Origin of the sequence: Pedobacter sp. SL55, from assembly GCF_026625705.1 — a bacterium.
Taxonomy (GTDB): Bacteria; Bacteroidota; Bacteroidia; order Sphingobacteriales; family Sphingobacteriaceae; genus Pedobacter.
Genome location: NZ_CP113059.1, coordinates 208,331 through 233,298 on the forward strand (window position 1 = coordinate 208,331; position 24,968 = coordinate 233,298).

Consider the following 24,968-nt stretch of genomic DNA (forward strand, 5'->3'; position numbering starts at 1 on the left):
AATGTTTATAAACGGGAATGAACTCCGACTTTGCAGTCGGAGTCTTTTCTTCTGAGTTTCGTTATATTAAGTGATTACTTAATCTCAACTACTGCTCCAGCTTCTTCTAATTGTTTTTTCAAAGCTTCTGCTTCGTCTTTAGCAACACCAGCTTTTAATTCTTTAGGTGCACCATCAACTAAGTCTTTAGCTTCTTTCAAACCTAGACCAGTTAAATCTTTTACCAATTTAACTACTGCTAGTTTTTGACCACCAGCATCTTTCAAGATTACATCAAAAGATGTTTTCTCTTCAGCTGCAGCAGCTTCGCCACCAGCAGCAGGAGCAGCTACAGCTACTGCAGCAGCAGCAGGCTCAATACCATACTCGTCTTTTAAGATTTGAGCTAATTCATTAACTTCTTTAACTGTTAAGTTTACCAATTGCTCAGCAAACGCTTTTAAATCTGCCATTTTATTAAGATTTTAAAATTTTACGTGATTGTTGTTTGTTTAATTACGAACTTATCAGGTGTTCGTTAACCTCTTTCTTGTAGTGTTTTAACAATACCTGCGATTTTGCCTCCGCCTGATTGTAACGCAGACACAACGTTCTTAGCTGGTGATTGTAATAATCCAACGATTTCGCCAATAAGTTCTTCTCTTGATTTAAGACTTACTAATGCGTCTAATTGGTTATCGCCAACGAAAATTGCTGTATCAACATAAGCGCCTTTCAATTGAGGTTTATCTTCGCCTTTACCTTTTCTTAAAGATTTGATCAGCTTAGCTGGACCATTTCCTACTTTAGAAAATAATAAGGCAGATTGACCTTTTAATGCTGGGAATATCTCTGATGCATCGCCTTCCAAACCTTCGATCGCTTTTTTGATCAAAGTGTTTTTAGCAACTTGCATCTCGATACCGCTCTCGAAACATTTACGACGGATGTTATTTACTTTTTCAACAGATAAGCCTGAAGTATCAGCAATATAAAAATTACCGAACTCCTGCATTTTCTCTTGTAGAGCTAAAACTACTTCTTGTTTTTCTTCTCTGTTCATAATTAGATCCCCGCTACTGATTTAGTTTCTACCGAAATTCCAGGACTCATTGTTGAAGACACGTGAATGCTTTTAAAATAAGTTCCTTTTGCTGCAGAAGGTTTTAATTTTGATAACGTTTGAAGTAACTTCTAACGCGTTCTCGTATAATTTCTCCGGAGCGAATGATACCTTTCCGATTGAAGCGTGGATAATACCAGTTTTGTCTACCTTAAAATCAATCTTACCGCCTTTTACATCAGTTACAGCTTTACCAACTTCGTTAGTTACTGTACCTGATTTAGGGTTTGGCATTAAGTTTCTTGGACCTAAAACACGGCCCAATTTACCCACCTTTGCCATACACGCAGGAGTAGTGATAATAATGTCTACATCTGTCCAACCACCTTCAATTTTAGCTACATACTCGTCTAAACCTACAAAATCTGCTCCTGCTGCTTTAGCCTCTTCTTCCTTATCAGGAGTACAAAGCTACTAAAACGCGAACAGTTTTACCGGTACCGTGAGGTAAAGTAGCGATACCACGTACCATTTGATTAGCTTTACGAGGATCAACCCCTAAAGCTACATCGATATCAACCGATGCATCAAATTTAGTAGTCGTGATTTCCTTTACCAAAGCAGATGCTTCTTTTAAAGAATACGATTTACCGGCTTCTAGTTTAGCGTGTGCTATTTTTTGATTTTTTGTTAACTTAGCCACTAGTGTAAACTGTTAATGTTAAATAATTAGTTAAAAGGCGCATCACCTGAAACAGTGATACCCATGCTACGTGCTGTACCAGCAACCATACTCATTGCTGATTCGATAGTAAATGCATTTAAATCAGGCATTTTATCTTCAGCAATTGCCTTAACTTGATCCCAAGTCACCGATCCAACTTTTTTACGGTTTGGCTCAGCAGAACCACTCTGTAATTTAGTAGCATCCAATAATTGGATAGCAACTGGAGGGGTTTTGATGATGAAATCGAAAGACTTGTCAGCATATACAGTAATTACAACTGGTAAAACTTTACCTGGCTTATCTTGGGTACGAGCATTGAATTGTTTACAAAACTCCATGATGTTCACACCTTTAGCACCTAATGCAGGTCCTACTGGTGGCGATGGGTTTGCAGCTCCGCCCTTGATCTGTAATTTGATCATTGCACTGACTTCTTTTGCCATTTTTTGTTTTTGTTTAATTAAAACTCAATGTTAAATTTTGGAAGCAATGTAACATTTAGATTTTCCTTTTGAACGCATTGAATGCAAAAAGGACTGCAAAGATATAAATTATCTTGCAGTCCTCAAATACTTTTATGAAAATATTTTATTATTCTTTTTCTACTTGCATATAGTTAAGCTCAAGCGGAGTTTTACGTCCAAAAATCTTAACCATTACTTTTAGTTTTTTCTTCTCTTCATTTACTTCTTCGATAATACCTGAGAAGCCGTTGAAAGGGCCGTCCATTACTTTAACGTTTTCACCGACGTAATAAGCAACATTCATCGTTTCGCTTTGTTGGCTCATCTCATCAACCTTACCTAAAATACGGTTAACTTCTGCCTGTCTCATCGGAATGGCATTACCAGCTTTATCACCTAAGAAACCAATTACACTATTAATCCCTTTAATTACGTGCTCTAACTCTCCATCTAAAGCTGCTTCAATCATCACATATCCTGGGTAGTAGTTACGTTCTTTAGCAATCTTCTTACCATCCTTCATTTGATAGTATTTCTCCGTTGGGATCAATACTTGAGGAACTAGATGCGATAATCCTAAACGGCTAATTTCCGAATCAAGGTATTGTTTTACTTTCTTCTCTTTACCACTTACCGCTCTAACAACGTACCATTTTAGCTGATCGTTCATCTAATAAATCTATTTTAAAGTGAATTGTAAAAAGTTTCAAGAATGTAGTTAGCTCCTTTATCCATTGCCATAATAACAAGAGAGATAATTGCTGAAGCCACTAAAACCAACACTGCTGAATTTTGTAGGTCACCCCAAGTAGGCCAAGTTACCTTTTGGGTCATTTCTTCGTACGATTCTTTTATAAATTGAACTACCTTAGCCATATTTGAGAATTTTGAATGAGAAAATTTAGAATGATTGAATTGGCAACTTACTCATTTCATCATTTCAAATTCAATCATTTTATTTGCACGGGAACAAGGATTCGAACCCTGATCAAAGGTTTTGGAGACCTCTATTCTACCATTGAACTATTCCCGTGGACAAAATTAGCTAATCAGCGAATTTGCTAATTAGCTAATTTATGTATGTTATAGCTATAATTAAGCTAAGATTTCAGTTACCTGACCAGCACCTACTGTTCTACCACCTTCACGGATAGCGAAACGTAGACCTTTTTCCATTGCAATCGCGTTAATTAATTTAACTGTGATTGTAACGTTATCACCTGGCATTACCATTTCAGTACCTTCAGCTAATGAAATTTCACCAGTTACGTCTGTAGTACGGAAATAGAATTGAGGACGGTATTTGTTGAAGAATGGAGTGTGACGACCACCTTCTGCTTTTGATAATACATAGATCTCAGCTTTGAAATCTGTGTGAGGAGTTACTGAACCTGGTTTACAGATAACCATACCACGACGGATATCAGTTTTCTCAATACCACGTAACAATAAACCTACGTTATCACCAGCTTCACCGTAATCTAAGATTTTACGGAACATCTCAACACCAGTTACTGTAGATTTTAAGTTCTCAGCACCCATACCTAAGATTTCTACTGGATCACCAGAGTTGATTACACCACGCTCAATACGACCTGTAGCAACAGTACCACGACCAGTAATTGAGAATACGTCTTCAACAGGCATCAAGAAAGGAAGATCTGTTAAACGTGGAGGGATTGGTACGTAGTTATCTACAGCATCCATTAACTCCATGATTTTAGCAACCCATTTTGGATCACCGTTTAATCCACCTAGTGCAGAACCTTGGATTACTGGAATATCATCACCTGGGAATTCGTAGAAAGATAATAATTCACGAACTTCCATTTCAACTAGTTCTAATAACTCAGGATCATCAACCATATCCACTTTGTTCATGAATACAACTAATGAAGGTACACCTACCTGACGAGCCAAAAGAATGTGCTCACGAGTTTGTGGCATTGGACCATCAGTTGCAGCTACTACGATGATAGCACCGTCCATTTGAGCAGCACCAGTAACCATGTTTTTCACGTAATCCGCGTGACCTGGACAGTCAACGTGTGCATAGTGACGGTTAGCTGTTGAATACTCAACGTGAGCAGTATTGATAGTGATACCTCTTTCTTTTTCCTCTGGAGCAGAGTCAATTGAATCGAATGAACGTGCCTCAGACAAACCTGCGTCAGACAATACTTTAGTAATTGCTGCTGTTAAGGTTGTTTTACCGTGGTCAACGTGACCGATTGTACCGATGTTTAAGTGCGGCTTACTGCGGTCAAACTTTTCTTTTGCCATTTTTTTATACTTATTAGTAGGTTAAAATTTTTTATTTAATTATTGTTTTGATACAATTTCAATACAAAAAACCTTGTTCTTTCTGCCTTTGCTAGCAGAATAACAAAGTTATTCACTTGTGAGCCAAAGATGGGACTTGAACCCACGACCTCTTCCTTACCAAGGAAGTGCTCTACCGCTGAGCTACTTCGGCTTTTACCTTTCAGCTCACTAGTTCATTCGTTCTTTTGTTCATTAGGCTACTAGTGAACCATTGAACAATTTCCCCAATGAACTTCTAGGAGCGGAAGACGAGGTTCGAACTCGCGACCTATAGCTTGGAAGGCTATCGCTCTACCAACTGAGCTACTTCCGCTTTTCAATCTTCAGTTTTCAATTTCTAGTTAGCAATCTGTAACTGCAAACTAAAAACTGATTATTGTCAACTGATGGTGGGGAGAGAAGGATTCGAACCTTCGAAGTCTTGCGACAACAGAGTTACAGTCTGTCCCATTTGGCCACTCTGGTATCTCCCCCCTTTTACTCCAAAACTTAAAGTTTCAAAATAAAAAGAGCCTCCTATCGGAATCGAACCAATGACCTACTGATTACAAGTCAGTTGCTCTACCAGCTGAGCTAAGGAGGCTTTTTACTTTTAAAAACGTGGTGCAAAGATATAAAATTTTGTCTTTTTACCTATAGCTACACGCTTTTTTTTTATTTTTTATCTCTTCACAGAACAACCCATTTTTTCTGAGCTGCTGTAGCCGTTTCCGAAATGGAATGCAAATATACACGCATTATTCTTAGCTGCAAATATTTTTTAAAAAAAAATTGACGAACCTAAGCTCGTCAATTTCTAACTATTCTTTTATCGAAAATATCAATCTAGTAATCAGACAGTTCATCTGCATTACTTAGTGCCTTATGCTCACTTAATTTTGCTCTAGTTTTATCTTTGTGCTTGGTAATTTGTTTCCTTAACGACTCTATTGCCAAATCGGTAGCCTCTTCGAAAGACTTACATTGCTCTTTCGCAAACAAAGTACCGCCGGGTACAATTAGCTTAATTTCGCTTATTTTGTTAGCTTCGTCTTCTACATTTTCAAGTTTCAGGTAAACTTCTCCACTTATAATCTGATCAAAAAACTGATCTAACTTATCTACTTTCTTTTGAATAAACTCCAATAACTTCTTGTCTGCATTGAAATGGATAGACTGAACTCTGATTTTCATATTTTCCTCCTTTTTTTACGCCCTAGGATGGGCTTGTTTATAAATGGACTTTAATCTTTCTACTGAATTGTGTGTATACACTTGTGTTGCAGCCAAACTGGCGTGCCCCAAAAGTTCTTTAATTGCATTCAAATCTGCACCCCTGTTTAACAAACTACTTGCAAAAGAGTGCCGCAGCACATGCGGGCTTTTCTTTTCGTGGGTTGATACCAATTTCAAACAACTGTGTACGATACGGTAAATGAGATTGGGATAAGCCCTTTCTCCGCTATTGGTAACGATTAGATAAGAACTTTTGTTATCGAAATTTTGCGTTTTTTTTAATGCCGTAAATTCTATTACTTCCTTTTGCAAAGCTTTGTGTAAAGGAATAATACGCTCTTTGCTTCTTTTACCAAGCACCTTAATAGTGCCCTCATAGGCATTAAAATCTTCTTCTTTAAGCCCCAAGAGCTCGGCCAAACGTATACCTGTGCCAAACAACAACTCTACCACCAACCGATCTCTTTTGCCAGAGAAACTATCATCAAAACTATGCTCACTATCTAACACAGCATCCATTTTTACCTCCTCTATAAATACAGGAAGTTTTTTGGCTGTTTTTAGTGTTTTAATTAAAACAGTTGGGTTTGTGGTTAGCTTACCTTGCCGTTGTAGAAACTTATAAAAGCTTTTTAAAGAAGACAACTTTCTATTGACAGCCTTTTCTGCAAGCCCTTTTTCTTGAAATAAGTACACCATGAAATTTTTAACATCTGAGGCTTTGACTAACTGAACACTGGTTGAAGAATCTGATTTCAGAAAATTTTCGAACTGCAACAAATCTGTACTGTACGCTAACAAAGTATGTGGCGAGTAACGCTTTTCATACTTTAGATAGGCGAGAAAATCGTTGATCAGCATATTACACTTAGATTGGTTGACGAGTGAATTTACAAAAGAAAAAGACATTGCCAAAGGATTTTTTCAAATAGTGTCTAAAATCTTTTCCAATAGTGAATGATATCGATTTGGGCCAGTTTTAACTTTTAAGTTTAGCATATTACAAAGAAAAAATGCTAAAACTAAGTCAAATACATACAGGCAAACACAGCCAATTTACAACAAAAAAAAGAGGATACCTGCTCAGGCATCCTCTTTTATATCTTAATTCGAAAAAGGAATTAAAGTGTTCCTTCTTGATTTAATCCTTGAATGTAAACCGCTTTCTTAACTTCGGTACGGCGAGTTACAGATTTTTTCTCGTATGCTTGACGGCTACGTAGTTCTCTTAAAACACCAGTTTTTTCGAATTTCTTTTTAAAACGCTTTAACGCTTTATCTAACGATTCACCATCTTTAATATTGATCATGATCATAACGCTGAAAATACCTCCTCTCGTTTTTTTTAACCCTAGCTTTTCTGCTTGGGGCTGCAAATGTAGGTAATTTATTGAACATGAGAAAGTTTTTTACTTTTTATTTATCAGCAAACTAGGTTAAAACAAAAAGGATGCCTTACGAACATCCTTTTTGTTAGGTCAAAAACTATAAAACAATAAATGATACTAGTTTATTGTATTTAAAAAGGCGTCTATTTGTCCTGCCGTGGTAGGTGCTACATTCAAATTCAAATGCAAATTTGCACTTACTGTGAAGTTGGTTTGCCCAAAATAGATTACATCATTTACATCTGTAGATAAAATAACCAACTTGCCTGTTAAACCAATTGGCATAGAATTTAGATAAGACTGATGTTTGTTAATTGCCATTACAAATGGCAGGCCGGCTACAGACTTGATATCATCGAAAACCATATAAGCTCGTTGGTCTTTAATGCTTGGAGCCGCCCCAGCATAAACCGGGCTGGCAGTAATGGTTGTTTTTGGGTTAGGGTTATTATAGAAATAGTCGCAATTGATCCAACCAAAATTAGGCAAGTTAAATTGATAAAAATCTGCATTGGTAGCTACTCTAGCTTTTTGATCCAATACCCAAGCACTATCTGAAGCTGCAGTTGGGGCCCAAACAAACAAATCCATTGGTGCTGTATTAAATGTTGTAGGTACTTTTACGGCTACAGCAACTGCTGGGTTTAACCTAAGCGCCTGCCCGTTTTGACTAGCTAAAATTTGGAACTCTCCTCCAGAAATCAACAATTGTCCGTTAGATTGGGTTACTTTTCCTGAAAGGATAATATCTCTTTTGCTGAGCACTTCTTTTAAGCTCACTACTACAGCACCTGTAACGGGGTTTCCGTTCGCATCAATAAATGAGTTTGCGGGGAAATCGAATTTCATACCCTTGGCGCCTGTAATGCTAAATGCAGCTCCACCGGTACCATTAAACTTTTGTGTAGGCACACTAAATTTGGCGTTAAATTCTGCTAGGCTCAATTTGTTTTCATCATTTGCTCTATCTTTTTTGCAGGCAAACAATGTAGTTATTACAACTAATGCGATTAAGGTTAAATTTTTCATGACGTTTAAATTTGATATGCTTAATTAATAAAGGCTTCTTTGCCCTGTTTGTAAGTATATCAACCTATTGAAAAATTTGTTACCCCTAAATTGGCCGAAAAATTTTTCGCCCTTACCATAACGGCAAAAAAAGCCACAGACATACAAACATTTGATTAAAACATCTGTGCATCTGTGGCTAAAGATCTATTTACTGAGCCTATCTATTTCATAATTTCTCTGGCAATTACAATTTTTTGAATTTCGGAAGTACCTTCTCCAATAGTGCAAAGCTTGCTATCGCGATAAAACTTCTCTACCGGGAAATCTTTGGTATAGCCGTAACCTCCGAAAATTTGTACCGCTTCAGTAGCACATCTAACTGCTACCTCAGAAGAATAATATTTAGCCATTGCAGATTCTTTACTAACCTATTGATGCCTGTTTTTTAAATCTGCTGCCTGACGAATCAGCAAATCTGCAGCTTCTATTTCGGTAGCCATATCCGCTAGTTTAAAGCTAATACCTTGAAAACTGGAAATACTTTGACCAAATTGCTGCCTTTCTTTTGAATAAGCCAAAGCTGCTTCGTAAGCTCCCTTAGCAATACCCAAACCTAAAGCTGCAATAGAAATACGCCCACCATCGAGTATTTTCATGGCCTGCTTAAATCCATCCCCTTCGGCACCTAACAAGTTTTCTTTTGGCACACGGCAGTTATCAAAAATCATTTCTGTAGTTTCAGATGCACGCATGCCCAGTTTGTTCTCCTTTTTACCAGCGCTAAAGCCAGGCGTACCTCTCTCTACTACAATTGCCGAAATACCTTTAGAACTTCCGGCCTCGCCTGTACGTACCATTACCACTGCTACATTGCCAGATTTACCGTGGGTAATCCAGTTTTTGGCACCATTTATTACATATTCATCGCCATCTAAAACTGCTGTAGTTTGCATACGTAAAGCATCAGATCCTGTGTTGGCTTCGGTTAAGCCCCAAGCGCCAATCCACTCGGCAGTTGCCAACTTAGGCAACCACTTTGCCTTTTGCTCATCGTTACCAAAAGCAAGAATATGGCCGGTACACAACGAATTATGTGCAGCCAAAGACAGACCAATAGAGCCACAAACTTTGGCAACTTCTACAATTACATCTACATACTCTTGGTAGCCAAAGCCCGAACCGCCGTACTCTTCGGGCACTAAAACGCCCATTAAGCCAATCTGGCCAAGTTCTTTAAATAACTCGATGGGAAAATGTTGTGCTTCATCCCATTCCATTACATTTTTACGAATGTTTTTTTCTGCAAAATCACGTACCATATTTTTGATCATTGTACGATTTTCGCTCTCTTGAAAATTAATTCCCGTTTGAATCATAAGTTGCTGTTAAAAGAAAAAACTGCTTAAACACTTTGCTTTTTTAGCTTTTGCATTTAAACAGTTTAGTAAGATTTATATTTGGTTAAGGACAATGTTAAACAAATTAAATTATACTTTCAAGGCAATAATATTCTTTTATTAGTGGAATGATTTGGTATGTAGTTCAAATATTTTGTAAACGATACCAAAAACCTATTAAAATAGCATGGCCTAAGCAGCAATTTTTTTTCAAATTTTATTTAACAAATCACTGATCAGTTCAAATTGAATAGCAATCCATTTAAAGACTTGGCGAAAAAGCCCAGTATCTTCTAATAATCAGCCAATGAAAATAATTTATCGCTATACACTTTTAACCTCTCTTTACCATTTAAAAAATCTAAGTTGATTAAAAAAGAGTAGCCCACTACCTCTGCCCCCAGTTTCTGCACCAACGCCGAAGCGGCAACCACCGTGCCTCCAGTTGCCAATAAATCGTCGTGGATGAGCACCTTTTGGCCAACATCAAAGGCATCTTCATGAACTTCTAAGGTTGCGCTTCCATACTCTAGATCATAAGATTGCTGTATGGTTTTATAAGGAAGTTTACCCGCTTTTTCTGATGGGCACAAAAGGAACATTTAGCTTTTGTGCCAAGGCCAAACCAAACAAAAAGCCTCTACTTTCTATCCCTGCAACCACATCTATTTCTATAGCTATAAGTTGATTAGCTAAAGCCTCGGCAATTTCGTTGCACAGCTCGGGGTTCTTTAATATAGGGGTTATGTCTTTAAAAATAATTCCCGGCTTCGGAAAATCGGGAACATCCCTGATGATTTGTTTGATTTTATTGGATACCATTATAACTGTAAAGTGATAAGTTGAAAGTCAAAAGTAAGTTATTTTAGTTAATGGTTGGATAGTTAACACTTTTAGAAGCTGAGATATGGAGCAATTTTCTGGATATTTTCTGGTTTTAGAATGAGCACTTTACTTAAATCAGCTATGCTTTGGTAAGCTCCGTGCTGTTTCCTGTACTGGATAATAGCATTCATTTGCTTAAAACTGAGGTATGGATGTCGTTTCAAATCGTCAAATTCGGCGGTATTAATGTTAATTTTCTTTATTCCTTCTAGATCAATCTTAATTTGGTCTTTAATCTCATTAAACTTTGGCGTATCTACACCATACACTTCAAACAGCTGCTCCTTGTTATAGAAACCTCCCAAACGTTCTCGATATTTTACAATTCTTCGGGCAAAAGCAGCGCCCACGCCTTTAATTTTATCGAGTTCTAGGGTATCGGCAGTATTAATTTCTATCATAACAGCCTCTTTCTTTGCATAAGTAAATGCGTCTTTTTTATCTAATTGCACTGTTTTGGGAATAGATACGTAGGGTAGCAAGGCTTCGTATTTTTCTGGCGAAATGGTGTACATCTTTTTCAAATCTTCTGGTTTGTAAAACTTCCCTCCTTTTTTTACATAATTTACGATAGACATGGCCTGCTTATAAGACAGTCCAAATTGTTGCCACTCTTTCTCGGTAATGGTATTTGGGTTAAACGTGAAATATTTTACCGAACGTGTAGGAGACTCATCGTCAATTTGTGTACGAGCAGTACCAAATCGCTTCTTATTGTACCGATCTACTAAAACCAATTTCTCTAACGCCAGCTTTTCGTTAGCCGATGGTGGAACATTGTGATCTAAATGATATTGGTACAAGTAAGGAAATAAGGTAACAGCAACAATGATGATAACCAAGAACAAAAGTCCGTTGTATTCTCGTTTACTAAACCCAAAAGTATTGATTAACCAGTTTTTCATCGTTATTATTATTTTAATGAATGATGAAGCCACCTTAATTTGTTCCTGAAAAAGAAACAAAGGAAAATCAAGATGTTTTCACAGATTAGATAGTTAACTAAAATAAATCTTATTTTTGACATTGCTTTATACTTATTTTAAAAAGCTACTATACTTAACCTTATTATTTGTACATGAAGATTATTACTAAACAAGAGTTTGCACATGCAACCAAGATAGATAAGTTGGGGGTTCCGGGATTGGCAACACTGTTAATGGAAGTAATGAAACTAAATGACATTAACAAAGTGTTTTCGATGAACCAACATTTTGAAGGTTTAGAGTTTGTAGACAAAATATTGGAAACCATTGGTGTTTCTATAGATTTTGATGAAGATGACCTAAAGCACATTCCAAAAACTGGTGGCTTTATTGCCATTGCCAACCACCCTTATGGCGGTGTAGAAGGTTTAGCTTTGGTAAAGCTGCTTTGTACGGTTAGGCCAGAAGCCAAGGTAATGGTAAACTTCATTCTCAAAAAAATACCCAACCTTAGTGAGTTTTTTGTGGCGGTAAATCCATTTGAGAATGTACAGCACTCTTCGAGCATAAGTGGCCTAAAATCAACGTTTGACCTACTTAAAAGTGGTACGCCTATTGGTATTTTTCCAGCCGGAGAAGTATCTACCTTTAACCTAGAGAAACAGGAAATTACCGACAGACTTTGGCACCCGGTAGTAGGTAAATTGGTTGCCAAAGCGAAACTTCCCGTAGTGCCAATTTACTTTCATGGCAACAATGGCGTGCTGTTTAACATCTTAAGTTTTATCCATCCTACTTTAAGGACGGCTAAATTACCTTCGGAGTTTTTAAACAAACAAGGTTTAAAAATTAAAGTGCGCATTGGCAAGCCCATCAAAATTGAAGACATTAATTACAATAAAGACACCAATAAATTACTAGACTTTTTAAGGGCTAGAACTTACGCATTGGGCACCAACTTAGAACAAGAAAAGAAACTTTTTAATCCAATTAATCTTTTTAAGATAAAGAAAAAACCTGAAGAAATTGTTGCAGAAACCAACAAGGAGCTGATGGTTAAGGAAGTTACCGGCCTAACTGATTACCGTGTTTGGGAAGAGAAAAATTACGAGGTATATATTGTTCCAACAACAACCATTCCGAACATTTTAAGAGAAATTGGCCGTTTAAGAGAAATTACTTTTAGGCAGGTTGGCGAGGGTTCTAATAAGAAGATAGATCTAGATAACTACGATATTTATTATAACCACCTTTTTATTTGGGACAAAGAAGCACAGATGATTGTAGGCGCTTACCGTATTGGCAAGGGCGATGAGATTTTGGACACCATGGGTAAACGTGGATTTTATATCTCGGAGCTGTTTAAAATTAAAGAACCGTTTTATCCAATTTTAAGACAAGGCATTGAATTGGGCAGATCGTGGATTAGAAAAGAATATCAGTTGAAACCACTGCCTCTTTTCTTATTGTGGAAAGGCATTTTGAAATACTTGATATTGAACCCCCAGTACCGCTATATGATTGGGCCGGTAAGTATCAGTAACAGTTTTTCTAAGTTCAGTAAATCTTTGATTGTAGATTTTATTACCAAAAACCATTTCGACTACGAATTGGCACACTACGTAAAACCAAGAAATAAATTTAAGGCAGATCTTAGTCCGATAGATACCGATTTATTGATTGAGCAGAGCGAAAGTTTAAAGGATTTAGATGGCTTGATTGGCGATATTGAAAACAACCACATTAAAATACCAGTATTGTTGCGCCAGTACATGAACCTAAATGCAAAAATCATTTGTTTCAATATAGATCCTAAATTTTCTGATTGCTTGGATGGATTTTTAGTAGTGGATACGCACAAAATACCAGCAGATATATTAGAAAAGGTTGGGAAGAACCTGTAACCCTGCCCCACCCAACCTCCCCAAAGGGGAGGAGTAACCTATTGTATAGACAGCTTTGCTTCCCTTTGGGGAGGCTGGGTGGGGACAAAAAGCAAAAGCCTCGACATCCATCGGGGCTTTGTGCTATCAACTAACCTAAACTGTATGATAAATACTAACCAAATATTTAACATTACAAATGTAGGTTACCCATGTTAAGCCCTTGTAAAACCTGCGTTATTTTATATTTACTTAACAGGAAAAATCAATTTCTAGTAAAAACGTATTTTTTCTGAAGATTTCTCTTGCATTAGTAAGTTAACTTTAGTTAAATTTAATATTAACTGAATGTTAATAGATGTATTTCATAAAACGATATGGCCTTTGGTGTTTATCGGCATTGCTGATAAATATTTGTGCTTTTGCTACGGCAAAGGGGCAGCTGTATAGTTTTGAGTTTTATGGGCATACTTTTAATATCAACATAGATTCAAATATTATACTGAAAGAAAAAGTTGAGCTGGATACTCGACACATCGCTGCTGCCTACCACACATTGGAAGCCAGTAACTATCAACCAATTGTAGATACACTATTGAATTTTCAGAAAAAAAAGCAACTTAACGACTGGCTGTTTTATCAGCTTATTAGAAAAACTGCGGAAACGATTTGTGCCAAGAAAAAGAACTTTGAGCAATACACCTTATACAAATGGTTTTTACTAGGAAAAAGTGGTTACGATGCACGTTTGATTTTGGCAGATAATAGGATCATTATGTACGTTTATAATAACGAAAAAATATTTGATGTTCCTTATTTGATATTGAACGGCAAAAAGTATATGTGTCTCAATTATCATGATTACATTCATACTAATTTCACTGCTATACCTGATACGGAAATGATAGGAATTGCCGAAGCGACCAAAGCTTTCTCTTACCAGATTACCACAATGCCCGATTTCAATTCATCAAACTATGATAAAAAGCAAATTTCATTTAAATATGGTGCGCAAGATTATCATTTTGAAATTAAAGTAAGTACAGAGGTAGAAAATGTTTTTAAAAATTATCCTGGGGTAGATTTTTCGTATTATTTCAATATTCCTTTAACAAAGGAAACCTACAGCTCGTTAATACCTACGCTGAAAAAGAATATAAGTGGCATGTCAGTAAAAAATGGGGTTAATTACTTAATGAAGTTTACCCGATATGCTTTCTTATATGAGAACGACCATGAAAACTTTGGCAAAGAAAAGAGGTTATCGCCAGAGCAGACTTTATTAAACCCTTACAGCGATTGCGACGACAGAGCAGCGTTATTCTTTTACTTGGTAAAGGAGATTTACGATTTGCCAATGATTGTTTTGCTCTATCCTACCCATGTAACCATGGCCGTACAATTTGACAAACCCATTGGCAAAACCGTTAATTACAACAATAGAGCTTATTCTATTTGCGAACCTACTCCTCAAATCAATGATTTACCGATAGGGAAACTTCCACCAAAACTAAAAAAAGAAGCCTATGAAGTGGTTTATGCCTATGAGCCTAGCGCTAAATAAAAAAGGTGCATTGTTTTCACAACGCACCTTTTAAAGCTATTTAAAGCTAATTATCTTTTATCTGTTCTAACCCATGCAGCGTTAGTCCAATCTGAACCTGCTTGTACTGCACCTTTGTAGTTAGCGGCAGTAAAGAATGGATCTAAAGTAGTTGGATCCACCGAACCTGTGTTAGAAGTACCAACAAAAACACCGGTAATGTACGCAGGTTTAGTGCTGGTTTCTGTAATGGTGTTGCTATACGGACCAGTAATGAACGGGTTTGCACCTGAAAAAGCTGGGCTTCCACTTGACACTTTGAAAGCCCAAGTTTTGATGTTTGAAATATCTGAATTTTTAATGGTTAAAGAACCGTCTGTCATATTGGCTAAAGTACCATTGTGCTCTACATCAACACCATTGTTAAAGTTATACACTACAAAGTTATGCAGCTTACCTTTAGTACCTTGACGTAATTTCAAACCTGTTGTTTTACCAACATCAGTATCTTTAACGGCGGTAGGATCGTCACCAGTTTTTGCAATTAATGAACCTACTAAAGTTACGTTAGATAATGTTGGATTAGAAAAAGGATTGGCAGCATTGTTTTTGTCGCTATTATCTGCTTCAATACCTCTATCACCTACGTTATCAGACTGTACACCTACTAAAAACTGAGCTTTGCCCGACCAACCATAAGTCCAATCGAACATATCATCTTGCGCTCCGTAAGCGAAAAGATATTTTACGTTAACCGTACCGCCAAACCATTCAAAAGCATCATCTCCACCTCTATAAACCGATAAGTTCTCTACCAAAGTACCGCTTCCAACACCTTCAAAAGTAAAACCGTTATGCTCTTTATCTGCAGTCTGTTTTCTACCAGTAAACTCTACACGCATAAATTTTAAAACACCAGAGTTATCATTTTCAATAGTACCACCATAAGTAACTCCAGCACCCATTTCAGAAGAAATACGACCACCTTCACCATTAACAGGCGCTTTACCACATACAATAATTCCTCCCCAATCTTGTTCTTTTGGAGCAGCTGCGCCAGAAGTAAACACGATAGGGCTAGTAGCCGTACCTTGTGCCATAATTTTCGCACCTGGTTCTACTAGCAAATAGGCAACTGCAGGCTCATTAGGATCATGTTTAACAGTAACACCTTCTTGGATTGTGATTGTTTTGCCCTCTTTAACATGCACACCGCCTCTTAAAACATAGGTATTGCCTTTCACTAAGGTTACATCATTTACCAAATCGCCAGTAAGTACAGTACCATTGGCTAAAGAACCTGATAATACAATCTCCTCGTCTGTTGGATTGTCTTTTTTACAAGCTGTAAAAGATGCACCAGCCAAAGCCACTACGAAAAAGATTTTTGAAAACTTAAACTTATTCATTTTTTTTAATTTGTTTATATTCAACTATTTGATAACACAAAACAACAATACTAGTATTAACAATAGATTAGCTCATGGTTACTAGTCCATCAACAAAACATTAACTAATTGTTAATCACAACTAGAATGTGTAGTTAAGGTTAACACCGATATTCATTCCTCTTTTATATTGATTGTAAGGAAGATTGTTGTCTTTGTATTCTTGCTGGAATTTGATGTCTGGATTTAGGATGTTGCCGAAGTTAAAGTCTAATCCTATTTTGTTATTCAACTTTGTATTGATAATAAAATCTAAGGTATTTACAGGCATTTCATAAATGTCTCCCGCTTGTTGTGCTCCAGCTACAAATAGACGTTTACCAAACACATTGTAAGCTAAAGTAAATGTGGTGTTAGATTTCGTAGACCAATTGTGCTTGTAGCTATAATCGAAATTGATTAAGTATGGAGAGGCACCAAACAAAGGCCTAGAGCGGTTGGTAGGGGCTATTGGCTTAGCAGAGTTGTTTATGGTTTCTTGACTGATATCAATTTTACTGTAGATATATGAACCATTAAAACCTAAAGACATATTTTGTAAAGCTTTTGAAGAAGAAGAAAATAAAGCACCAATATTTCTATTGTACTCTAACTCAACTCCAGCTAACATGGCATTATCGGTATTAATATAAGTGAATAGCGGATCTGCCGAATTTACTTGGCTCAACTCAATAGGTTTATTGATATATTTTCCAAAAGCACTAATGGCTAAAATTTCGCCACTAGATGGGTAAAATTCATATTTCAAATCAACATTGTAATTATCACTATTTACCAAATCTGGATTACCTTCACCTTCGGCTATACCAAAACCAACATTGTATCTAAATGGTGCAGCCTCTACAAATTGTGGGCGTGAAATTGTTTTGCTTGCCGCAAACAACACGTTAGATTTATCATCAAGCGCATACTTCAAAGTTAATGCAGGTAATAGATCTAACCCGTCAATTGTTTTTACCCTAAAAGGAGAATCGTAAGTTTGGCTACCTAATTTGTAGTAAGTATTTTGTTCAGAATATTCTGCTCTTACACCAGCAATTAATTTTAACTTCTTATTAAATTCGAAATTAAAGTTTACAAATGAAGCGGCAATGGTTAAGTCTGCTTCGTAGTTATTTGGCGCATAGTAAGACTCGTCATACCTAAAGGTGTTAGCATCGTCGCCGCTACCTAAATTATTATCATTTAAATAAAGATCTACTTGATCTAACTTAAGCACAGGGTTTAAACCAATTTTTGTTTCAAACTGTCTAGAATTGAAAACTCTAGCTTTGTACCTACCTTGAAAACCAAATTGTAAGGTTTTAAAAGCTGATTCTACATTTTTCGATCTCAGCTCGGCGGTAATGTTTCCCGAGAAATCGTCTTCATTTAAATCTGCAAAAAATCTGTGGTTATCACTACTATTAAGCTTTAAGAAAGAGTAAGTCGCATTCATATTGTCTATAAATGTGTTCTGAACCCTATCTGGTGTACTTCCCGTGATGTTGGTGTAACCTAAAGTATATTTCAAATTAAAACGCTCGCTAAAGCTATTCGTTCCAGAAAATTGACCCGTTAATAATGAATTTTGTACATAAGCATTCCTTCTCGCATAAATATCTCCACTTAAATCTGCTTTAAAACCTTGCTGGTTGAAGATATCATTGCTCGAATCGTTAACAAACATACCAGTTACACTATAGCTACTCTTGCTCCCTGGTTTGTAGTATAAATTTAGCAAAGCAGAAGTATTGGTAGTATAGCTAAAACGTTCTGTTTGGTACAAATAATCTGGAGCTTGCTGTGCGTTGTAAATTGCACTTATACCATCATTAAAACGCAAATCATTTTTATAACCTAAACTAGCTAAGTAGCCAAACTTTCTGCTGTTACCTAAATCGTACGAATTACCTCCAGATAATGAGAAACCTGTAGCCACTGGTGCGGTAATAGTTTCTGGCGACCATTGAGTTGCGAAATTTGGTTTTAGGTTAGGGCGCTCCGTAGATCTGTAAATGCGCATATTATCAATCGCTGGCGGCAATGCCCTTTCGCCTCTATCAAAACCCGCGAAATTTAAAAAGCTTCTTTGGGTAGTATAAAAATCTTTACCTGTGGTAATTGAATTATATCCGCTAGACAAGCCAACTTTAAAGAAACCTTGCTCCGGATAATCTTTAGTTACGATATCAATTGATCCACCAGAAAAATCCCCGTACAATTCTGGAGAATAAGATTTAGTTACACCAATATTTTTAACCACCGAAGTAGGGAAAATATCTAAAGGAATTAATTTTAAATCTGGATTTGTGGAAGGAATTGGCAGTCCGTTTAACGTGGTGTTATTATATCGATCTCCTAAGCCTCTAACAAAAACATTTTTGTTGCCAACCATAGATACGCCAGCAATTTTGCTTACGCCTTCGGCAACGTTAGACAAACCTTTACGGCTTAGCTCTTGTGCACCAATTTTTTGAACCACTAAGGTAGAGTTTTTACGTTCGGCAAGTAGAGCGGTATTCGATTCCTTATTTGCTTTTCCAGAAACTACTACCTGATTTAAGGTAGAACTTGCTTCTTCTAAAGCAATATTTAAGGTAGTTGTGGTATTCTCTTTTACCTCAATTAATTTGATGGTCTTCGGAAGAAAACTAACGTAAGAAACTTCAAGCGTATACTTCCCGGCTGCTAAACCGCCAATTGCATATTTTCCGTTAGCATCAGTACCTGCAACTTTATTTGTGCCCACTACCTTAACCGCAGCACTAATTAGTGTCTCTCCAGTAGCTTTATCCGTTACAGTTCCTGCAATTTTTCCTGTTCCCTGTGCGAAAACAAGTACACTGCCTAACACGAATAGGATGGTTAGTAGTGCTTTTTTTAGAGTTAATTGTGATTTCAATTTGCCTTATTTTTAATTAGGGCAAAACTATTATCACAATGTTAGCTTCATGTTAGCTTGCAATTACCATTTGTTTACCCAAAGGTTAACAAATTGTTAAAGCGCTTCAGCATTGCTTTTGGAGAGCGTTTAAATTAATATTTTAAGCCGATTTTTTTACAGATAAAGTGTAATAACCAAATTGGGCCAATTAACAAAAACTTAACATCTTCTAAAAATGACGGCTTTTTACCTTCTATCTTATGACCAATGAATTGACCAATCCAAGCCAGCACAAAAATTAAGGCGTAGACACCATAAGCTGTGCCACTACCTAAGCCCACCGCTTGTTCTATTCTTACGATTACAAAGCTCATCGCTCCCACTACCCAAATCATCAAGAAGAATAAAACTGGCGATAAGGTAAAATAATAGTACAATGAAAAAGCTAGCAGGAAAGATGCCCAATTAAAGAAGGTTTGGTACTGACCTAGAAATGCCAATTGCGGAAAAGGAATTTGCCAAACTAAGCCTAACAGACTAAAAACAATCAGTGGCACGCAAATCCAATGGATAAGTTTGTTAGTTCCATCTTGATGGCTTTCTGCATATTTATCAAATAAGATATCTACTGGCTTTCTTTCAGTTTGTTCCATATTAGTCATTTTAATTAACCACAAAGACACCAAGAACACAAAGATATTTTCTCTGTGACCTTAAGGCTTTGTCACTTTCTTATATTGTAAAAATAAGAAAAGCGATAGAAATCTACCGCTTTTAGTTTTAGTATGTTTAGAAGTCGTCATTGCGAGGTAAGAATCAATCTCTAGAATGAAATTAGAACATCGCTTTAAGATTGCTTCGTACCCCGCAATGACGCAGTTATTAATCAGTGTAATCTCTAAATCCGTGTAATCACAAAAATTACTTCGCAAAGGCTACCGAACGAGTTTCTCTAATTACCGTTACTTTGATTTGACCAGGGTAAGTCATTTCAGTTTGGATACGGTTAGAGATATCTGCCGCTAGCAATTCTGCCTGCTGATCGGTTACTCTTTCGCTTTCTACCACTACACGCAATTCTCTACCTGCTTGTATCGCGAAAGTTTTCTCTACGCCTGGGTAAGATAATGCTAATTCTTCCAATTCTTTCAAACGTTTGATGTAGCTTTCTACCACTTCTCTACGAGCACCTGGACGGGCACCAGAAATCGAATCGCAAGCTTGAATAATTGGCGAAATCATCGAAGTCATCTCAATTTCGTCGTGGTGGGCACCAATGGCATTACAAACTTCTGGATGCTCTTTATATTTTTCTGCCAACTGCATACCCAAAATTGCGTGTGGTAATTCAGGGTTATCATCAGGCACTTTACCTATATCATGTAATAGACCAGCACGTTTTGCCAACTTTGCGTTTAAGCCCAGCTCTGCCGCCATGGTAGCACAGAAATTAGCTACCTCACGAGAGTGGTGCAACAAGTTTTGCCCGTAAGAGGAACGGTAACGCATACGGCCAACCATTCTAATTAATTCTGGGTGTAAACCGTGGATACCTAAATCGATTACCGTACGTTCACCAATTTCGATGATCTCATCTTCGATTTGTTTCTTCGTTTTGGCTACAATTTCTTCGATACGAGCTGGGTGGATACGACCATCGGTTACCAAACGGTGTAAAGCCAAGCGAGCAATCTCTCTTCTTACCGGATCGAAACCTGAAAGGATAATCGCCTCAGGCGTATCATCAACAATAATTTCGATACCCGTAGCTGCCTCTAAAGCACGAATGTTACGACCTTCCCTACCAATTACACGGCCTTTAATTTCGTCATTATCAATGTGGAAAATAGAAACCGAATTTTCAATTGCTGCTTCTGCTGCCGTACGCTGAATAGTTTGGATTACTACTTTTTTAGCCTCTTTACTAGCAGTTAATTTCGCTTCGTCAACAATATCTTTTACTTGCATTAAAGCTTGCGAACGAGCTTCGGCTTTCATGTTTTCTACCAATTGGTTTTTAGCTTCTTCAGCACTTAAACCTGCAATAGTTTCTAATTGTTGTACGTGTTGATTTTTAATTGCATCTACTTCTTCCTGTTTTTTAACAGCCAAAGCAGTTTGCTTTTCTAAAATATCTTTTTGCTTATCTAATTCTTGCTCTTTTCTGTTGGCATTCTCTAACTTCGAGTTTAAAGATTGCTCTTTTTGTTTAATACTGTTTTCGCGTTGCGCAACCTCACTATTTCTAGTTTGAACTTGCTGTTCGTGTTCTGCTTTTAATTGTAAAAACTTCTCTTTAGCCTCTAACAATTTATTTTTCTTTAAAATTTCAGCATTGTTCTCTGCCTCTTTTAATATTTTCTTCGCTTTTGTCTGCGCTGCAATTTCCTGCTGTTTCAACAGATTACGCAGCAGGTACCTGCCAACTACTACACCAACAATTAAGCTGGCGAGCATGCATCCTACTATTCCTAATATTTCCATTTATTTATTGTTTGTTTTAATTGTAATAGAGCTATCGTAAACGATGGTTCCATTTATTTATTATTTGTATATGTCGATGGCGCTCTGCACCATCTGGTTTGTATATAAAAAAAGCCGTTACTAAATTATTATGTTCCAAGCACGCCATTGCAGCAATTAAAAGAAACATAAAAATTTAGCCACGGCCAAATTTATAGCTATAGAAAACCCTTTAAAATATCAAAAGGGCATAAAGAACATTTTATTTCGAGAAAAACCCGTTCAATAAACTATCTAACTCCTCAACTTTATCAGCAACTGTTGTGTCTTGGTGCTGTACCTTATGCTCTGCTTTTAAAACAGCTGTAGCATAATGCAACACCGCCATAGACAACAAATCTTGCTTATCTCTAACCGCATAATTTTCTTGGTAGTCTTTTATGCGCTCGTTGATAATTTTTGCCGCCCTTCTCACAATTTCTTCTTCTTCCATGCTTACCTTTAGAGGGTAAATACGGTCGGCGATAGTTATTTTAATCGAGATTTCTCCCATTTTTTTAGCTTTGTTTCAATTAATCTGCTTGCTTATTTTTTAAGCAATGTCACACACTTATCAATTTCACGCACAAATTCGTTAATTTTTTGCTTTATATCAAGTGTCTTTTCACTTGTTCCTTCAATGCTCTTTGCCAATTTGAGCACTCTAATCTTTTCATCTAGCTCTAAATGAGCATTTTTAGCCCTATCTAATGCTTGTTTTTGTTGCTGATTTTCGGCTTTCAATAATTGATTTTCTTCCTGTAAAGCATTGCAAAGCTCAATTAATCGAGCCGTTTTTTGCATTACGTTATTAAGTTGATCAGCTACAGCAGCCATCTTTTATTTAATTTTTAATTAGTAAATGTTAAATGAGAGAATGTTTTCGGTATATCGCCCTAAAACTTTCAACTCTAAACTTTCTACTTTAAACTTAATTTATCTTATTTCTGCTTTTGCAGTTTGCGCTAAGTTAGCAATAATCTTTTGCATAATGCTATCTATCTGTTTATCAGTCAAAGTTTGCTCTTCATCTTGTAAAGTGAAGTTTAAAGCATAAGATTTTTTACCTTCCGGCAATTTATCGCCTTGATAAACGTCAAACACTTGCACATTTTTAACCAATTTCTTTTCAGATTTGAAAGCAATAGTCTTTAATTCATCAAAAGTTACCGCCTGATCCACTAATAATGACAAATCTCTTCTTACCGCAGGATATTTTGGCACTTCTTTATTAATGATTTTGTTTTTTTTCAAGGCATCCAATACAAAAGCCCAATCAAAATCGGCGTAGAACACATCTTGTTTTAAACCAGCAGCTTTTTTATCAGCATTAGTTGTTGCACCAAAACTTACCAAAGTTTTATCGCCTCTAAAATATTTTAAGCCATAGGCAAAGTTATCGTCTTTCACTTCCCCCGTTTGGAAACTCGAAAGACCCAAGCGTTTTACTACCGCATCTACGGCAGCTTTTAAGTTATAAAAAGTTGATGATGTAGATTGGTGGTTCCATTGCTCACTTTGTTTGGCACCACTCAAAACAATCAGTAAACGAGGTCGCTCTACATATTTACCCTCAATTAAGTGGTAAGTCTTACCGAACTCGTAAAATTTAATATCAGAGTTTTTACGGTTGATGTTGTAAGCCACACTTTCTAAAGCTGGCTGCAACAAACTTTGGCGCATGGCATTCAAATCAGAACTCAATGGGTTTAAAATCTGAACTGCTTCTTCCTCATTTTTAGAGTTAGCCAAACGAGTTAACGAGTTGCACCAGATTTCTACAAAACCATTTGCTGTGAGCATGTCAGCTACCAAATTTTGGATATTTTCTTTATTTGGCTTAACTGTATAGGCCAACGAAGCATTTACTTTCGATGGAATTTCAATGTTATCGTAACCATAGATACGTAAAACCTCTTCAGTGATATCACACTCACGAGTTACATCTACTTTATAAGCAGGCACTAATAAATCCAACCCTTCGGCATTTTCTTTAGCAATGCTGATGCCAAGGGAAGTAATGATTTCTTTAATTTCTGTAGCCGGAATGTCCTTACCAATTAAATCAACAATGTTCTGATATTTAACTGGAACTTCAAATGGTTGCGCCTTTGTTGGATAAATATCAGAAACTGATGAAGAGATTTTGCCACCGGCAACTTCTTTGATTAACAGAGCAGCTCTTTGCAAGGCCAAAATGGTAATTTCTGGATCTGTACCACGTTCAAAACGGAAAGACGCATCTGTTTTTAAACCGTGTCTCTTCGATGTTTTACGCACAGAAACTGCATTAAAATAAGCACTTTCTAAAAATACGTTGGTGGTTTGCTCGGTTACTCCCGAACCAATTCCGCCGAAAACACCTGCAATACACAGCGGTTTTTCCGCATCACAAATCATTAAATCTTCGGCAGAAAGTTTACGTTCTACCTCATCTAAAGTTACAAATGGCGTACCTTCAGCACATGTCTTAACAATGATTTTATTTCCTGCAATTTGATCTGCATCAAAAGCATGTAAAGGTTGCCCTAACTCGTGCAGCACGTAATTGGTTACATCTACTATATTATTAATTGGACGAACGCCAATTACTTTCAATTTATCTTTTAGCCAATCCGGAGATGGCTTTACGGTAACACCGCTAATGCTCACACTACTATAACGAGGACAAGCAGCTGTAGCTTCTACCTCTACTGCGATGTTTAAGTTTTGGTTCTCGGTCTTGAAAGCACTTACATCTGGCAATTCGTAACTGGTGCGCAAATAAGCTGCTAAATCTCTAGCTACCCCCAAGTGAGAAGCTGCATCGGCACGGTTTGGTGTCAACCCAATTTCGAATAGATAATCATCATCTACATTGAAATATCTTTTAGCTTCTAAGCCTACGGGTGCATCTTCTGGCAATACCATGATACCAGCATGTGAATTGCCTAAACCAATTTCATCTTCGGCACAAATCATTCCTTCAGAAACTTCGCCTCTAATCTTCGATTTGTTGATTTTAAAAGGTTTGCCTTCGTTTGGATGAACCGTAGTACCTACCACAGCAACTACAACTTTTTGTCGGGCAGCTACGTTTGGGGCGCCACAAACAATTTGCAGCAATTCCGGCCCACCAACATTTACTTTGGTAACGCTCAATCTATCTGCATTTGGGTGCTGCACTCGCTCTTCCACATATCCAATTACCAAACCTTCCAATCCACCAGGAATGGTTTGCACTTTCTCCAAGCTTTCTACTTCTAAACCGATATTGGTTAAGATTAGCGACAATTCTTGAGGAGTTTTATCCGTTTTTAATATTTGTTTAAGCCAGCTGTATGATATTTTCATCTATTTAGATTTG

The 24,968-nt window shown here is 36.9% G+C and carries 20 protein-coding genes, 5 tRNA genes and 3 pseudogenes; 2 read left to right on the plus strand and 26 right to left on the minus strand.

The window, feature by feature from the left end; translation table 11 throughout:
• Positions 1-74: 74 nt before the first annotated feature.
• From rplL to OVA16_RS00970, 19 genes and pseudogenes are all read right to left on the minus strand, one after another.
• Complete coding sequence (rplL, locus tag OVA16_RS00880) at positions 75-452, minus strand: 50S ribosomal protein L7/L12 (RefSeq protein ID WP_097131870.1); 378 nt, start codon at positions 450-452, stop codon at positions 75-77.
• 65 nt (positions 453-517) lie between these two features.
• Positions 518-1,042 carry a 50S ribosomal protein L10 gene (gene rplJ / locus OVA16_RS00885; protein ID WP_267763058.1) on the minus strand — a complete coding sequence of 175 codons (525 nt, stop codon included), beginning with the start codon at positions 1,040-1,042 and terminating at the stop codon, positions 518-520.
• Positions 1,043-1,044: 2 nt separating this feature from the next.
• A pseudogene (rplA, locus tag OVA16_RS00890) lies at positions 1,045-1,745 on the minus strand (50S ribosomal protein L1).
• A 26-nt stretch (positions 1,746-1,771) separates the two neighbouring features.
• Positions 1,772-2,212 carry a 50S ribosomal protein L11 gene (gene rplK, locus OVA16_RS00895; protein ID WP_097131876.1) on the minus strand — a complete coding sequence of 147 codons (441 nt, stop codon included), beginning with the start codon at positions 2,210-2,212 and terminating at the stop codon, positions 1,772-1,774.
• A gap of 148 nt (positions 2,213-2,360) precedes the next feature.
• On the minus strand, positions 2,361-2,903 hold the full coding sequence (gene nusG, locus OVA16_RS00900; RefSeq protein WP_138729008.1) for a transcription termination/antitermination protein NusG: 543 nt from the start codon (positions 2,901-2,903) through the stop codon (positions 2,361-2,363).
• Positions 2,904-2,917: 14 nt separating this feature from the next.
• A complete protein-coding gene (secE, locus tag OVA16_RS00905; protein WP_267763059.1) occupies positions 2,918-3,109 on the minus strand; it encodes a preprotein translocase subunit SecE in 192 nt (63 codons plus the stop codon).
• A gap of 86 nt (positions 3,110-3,195) precedes the next feature.
• Positions 3,196-3,266 (minus strand) — tRNA-Trp (locus OVA16_RS00910).
• Positions 3,267-3,328: 62 nt separating this feature from the next.
• Positions 3,329-4,516 carry an elongation factor Tu gene (gene tuf / locus OVA16_RS00915; protein ID WP_138724610.1) on the minus strand — a complete coding sequence of 396 codons (1,188 nt, stop codon included), beginning with the start codon at positions 4,514-4,516 and terminating at the stop codon, positions 3,329-3,331.
• Between the two features lie 121 nt (positions 4,517-4,637).
• Positions 4,638-4,709 (minus strand) — tRNA-Thr (locus tag OVA16_RS00920).
• A gap of 89 nt (positions 4,710-4,798) precedes the next feature.
• Positions 4,799-4,871, minus strand: a tRNA-Gly gene (locus OVA16_RS00925).
• 74 nt (positions 4,872-4,945) lie between these two features.
• Positions 4,946-5,031 (minus strand) — tRNA-Tyr (locus OVA16_RS00930).
• Positions 5,032-5,068: 37 nt separating this feature from the next.
• Positions 5,069-5,141, minus strand: a tRNA-Thr gene (locus tag OVA16_RS00935).
• Positions 5,142-5,383: 242 nt separating this feature from the next.
• Positions 5,384-5,731 (minus strand): ribosome hibernation-promoting factor, HPF/YfiA family, encoded by a 348-nt coding sequence (gene hpf / locus OVA16_RS00940; protein WP_267763060.1) that lies wholly within the window; start codon positions 5,729-5,731, stop codon positions 5,384-5,386.
• Positions 5,732-5,746: 15 nt separating this feature from the next.
• The gene (locus tag OVA16_RS00945; RefSeq protein ID WP_267763061.1) at positions 5,747-6,634 is read right to left on the minus strand and encodes a tyrosine-type recombinase/integrase; all 888 of its coding nucleotides are present in this window, start codon (positions 6,632-6,634) and stop codon (positions 5,747-5,749) included.
• 260 nt (positions 6,635-6,894) lie between these two features.
• Complete coding sequence (rpsU, locus tag OVA16_RS00950; RefSeq protein ID WP_138729117.1) at positions 6,895-7,089, minus strand: 30S ribosomal protein S21; 195 nt, start codon at positions 7,087-7,089, stop codon at positions 6,895-6,897.
• Between the two features lie 189 nt (positions 7,090-7,278).
• The gene (locus tag OVA16_RS00955; RefSeq protein ID WP_267763062.1) at positions 7,279-8,190 is read right to left on the minus strand and encodes a hypothetical protein; all 912 of its coding nucleotides are present in this window, start codon (positions 8,188-8,190) and stop codon (positions 7,279-7,281) included.
• 203 nt (positions 8,191-8,393) lie between these two features.
• Positions 8,394-9,533, minus strand: a pseudogene (locus tag OVA16_RS00960) (acyl-CoA dehydrogenase family protein).
• A gap of 329 nt (positions 9,534-9,862) precedes the next feature.
• Positions 9,863-10,391: pseudogene (locus tag OVA16_RS20205) on the minus strand (adenine phosphoribosyltransferase).
• Positions 10,392-10,462: 71 nt separating this feature from the next.
• A complete protein-coding gene (locus tag OVA16_RS00970; protein ID WP_267763063.1) occupies positions 10,463-11,359 on the minus strand; it encodes a ComEA family DNA-binding protein in 897 nt (298 codons plus the stop codon).
• Between the two features lie 173 nt (positions 11,360-11,532).
• On the opposite strand from OVA16_RS00970, the gene OVA16_RS00975 reads away from it, so the two are divergent.
• A complete protein-coding gene (locus OVA16_RS00975) occupies positions 11,533-13,284 on the plus strand; it encodes a lysophospholipid acyltransferase family protein (protein ID WP_267763064.1) in 1,752 nt (583 codons plus the stop codon).
• Between the two features lie 337 nt (positions 13,285-13,621).
• Entirely contained in the window at positions 13,622-14,827 is a 1,206-nt protein-coding gene (locus OVA16_RS00980) for a hypothetical protein (protein ID WP_267763065.1), read from the plus strand.
• Between the two features lie 50 nt (positions 14,828-14,877).
• On the opposite strand, the gene OVA16_RS00985 is transcribed toward OVA16_RS00980, so the two are convergent.
• The 7 genes from OVA16_RS00985 to pheT form a co-directional block, all read right to left on the minus strand.
• Entirely contained in the window at positions 14,878-16,215 is a 1,338-nt protein-coding gene (locus tag OVA16_RS00985; RefSeq protein WP_267763066.1) for a hypothetical protein, read from the minus strand.
• Positions 16,216-16,336: 121 nt separating this feature from the next.
• Positions 16,337-19,138 carry a TonB-dependent receptor gene (locus OVA16_RS00990; RefSeq protein ID WP_267763067.1) on the minus strand — a complete coding sequence of 934 codons (2,802 nt, stop codon included), beginning with the start codon at positions 19,136-19,138 and terminating at the stop codon, positions 16,337-16,339.
• Positions 19,139-19,272: 134 nt separating this feature from the next.
• The gene (locus OVA16_RS00995) at positions 19,273-19,773 is read right to left on the minus strand and encodes a DUF962 domain-containing protein (RefSeq protein WP_267763068.1); all 501 of its coding nucleotides are present in this window, start codon (positions 19,771-19,773) and stop codon (positions 19,273-19,275) included.
• A gap of 268 nt (positions 19,774-20,041) precedes the next feature.
• Positions 20,042-21,604 carry a ribonuclease Y gene (rny, locus tag OVA16_RS01000; RefSeq protein ID WP_267763069.1) on the minus strand — a complete coding sequence of 521 codons (1,563 nt, stop codon included), beginning with the start codon at positions 21,602-21,604 and terminating at the stop codon, positions 20,042-20,044.
• Between the two features lie 241 nt (positions 21,605-21,845).
• Positions 21,846-22,136, minus strand: coding sequence for a cell division protein ZapA (locus OVA16_RS01005; protein WP_138729022.1), 291 nt, complete (start codon positions 22,134-22,136; stop codon positions 21,846-21,848).
• 32 nt (positions 22,137-22,168) lie between these two features.
• A complete protein-coding gene (locus OVA16_RS01010; RefSeq protein ID WP_267763070.1) occupies positions 22,169-22,459 on the minus strand; it encodes a hypothetical protein in 291 nt (96 codons plus the stop codon).
• 99 nt (positions 22,460-22,558) lie between these two features.
• Positions 22,559-24,955 carry a phenylalanine--tRNA ligase subunit beta gene (gene pheT / locus OVA16_RS01015; protein ID WP_267763071.1) on the minus strand — a complete coding sequence of 799 codons (2,397 nt, stop codon included), beginning with the start codon at positions 24,953-24,955 and terminating at the stop codon, positions 22,559-22,561.
• Between the last annotated feature and the right edge of the window lie 13 nt (positions 24,956-24,968).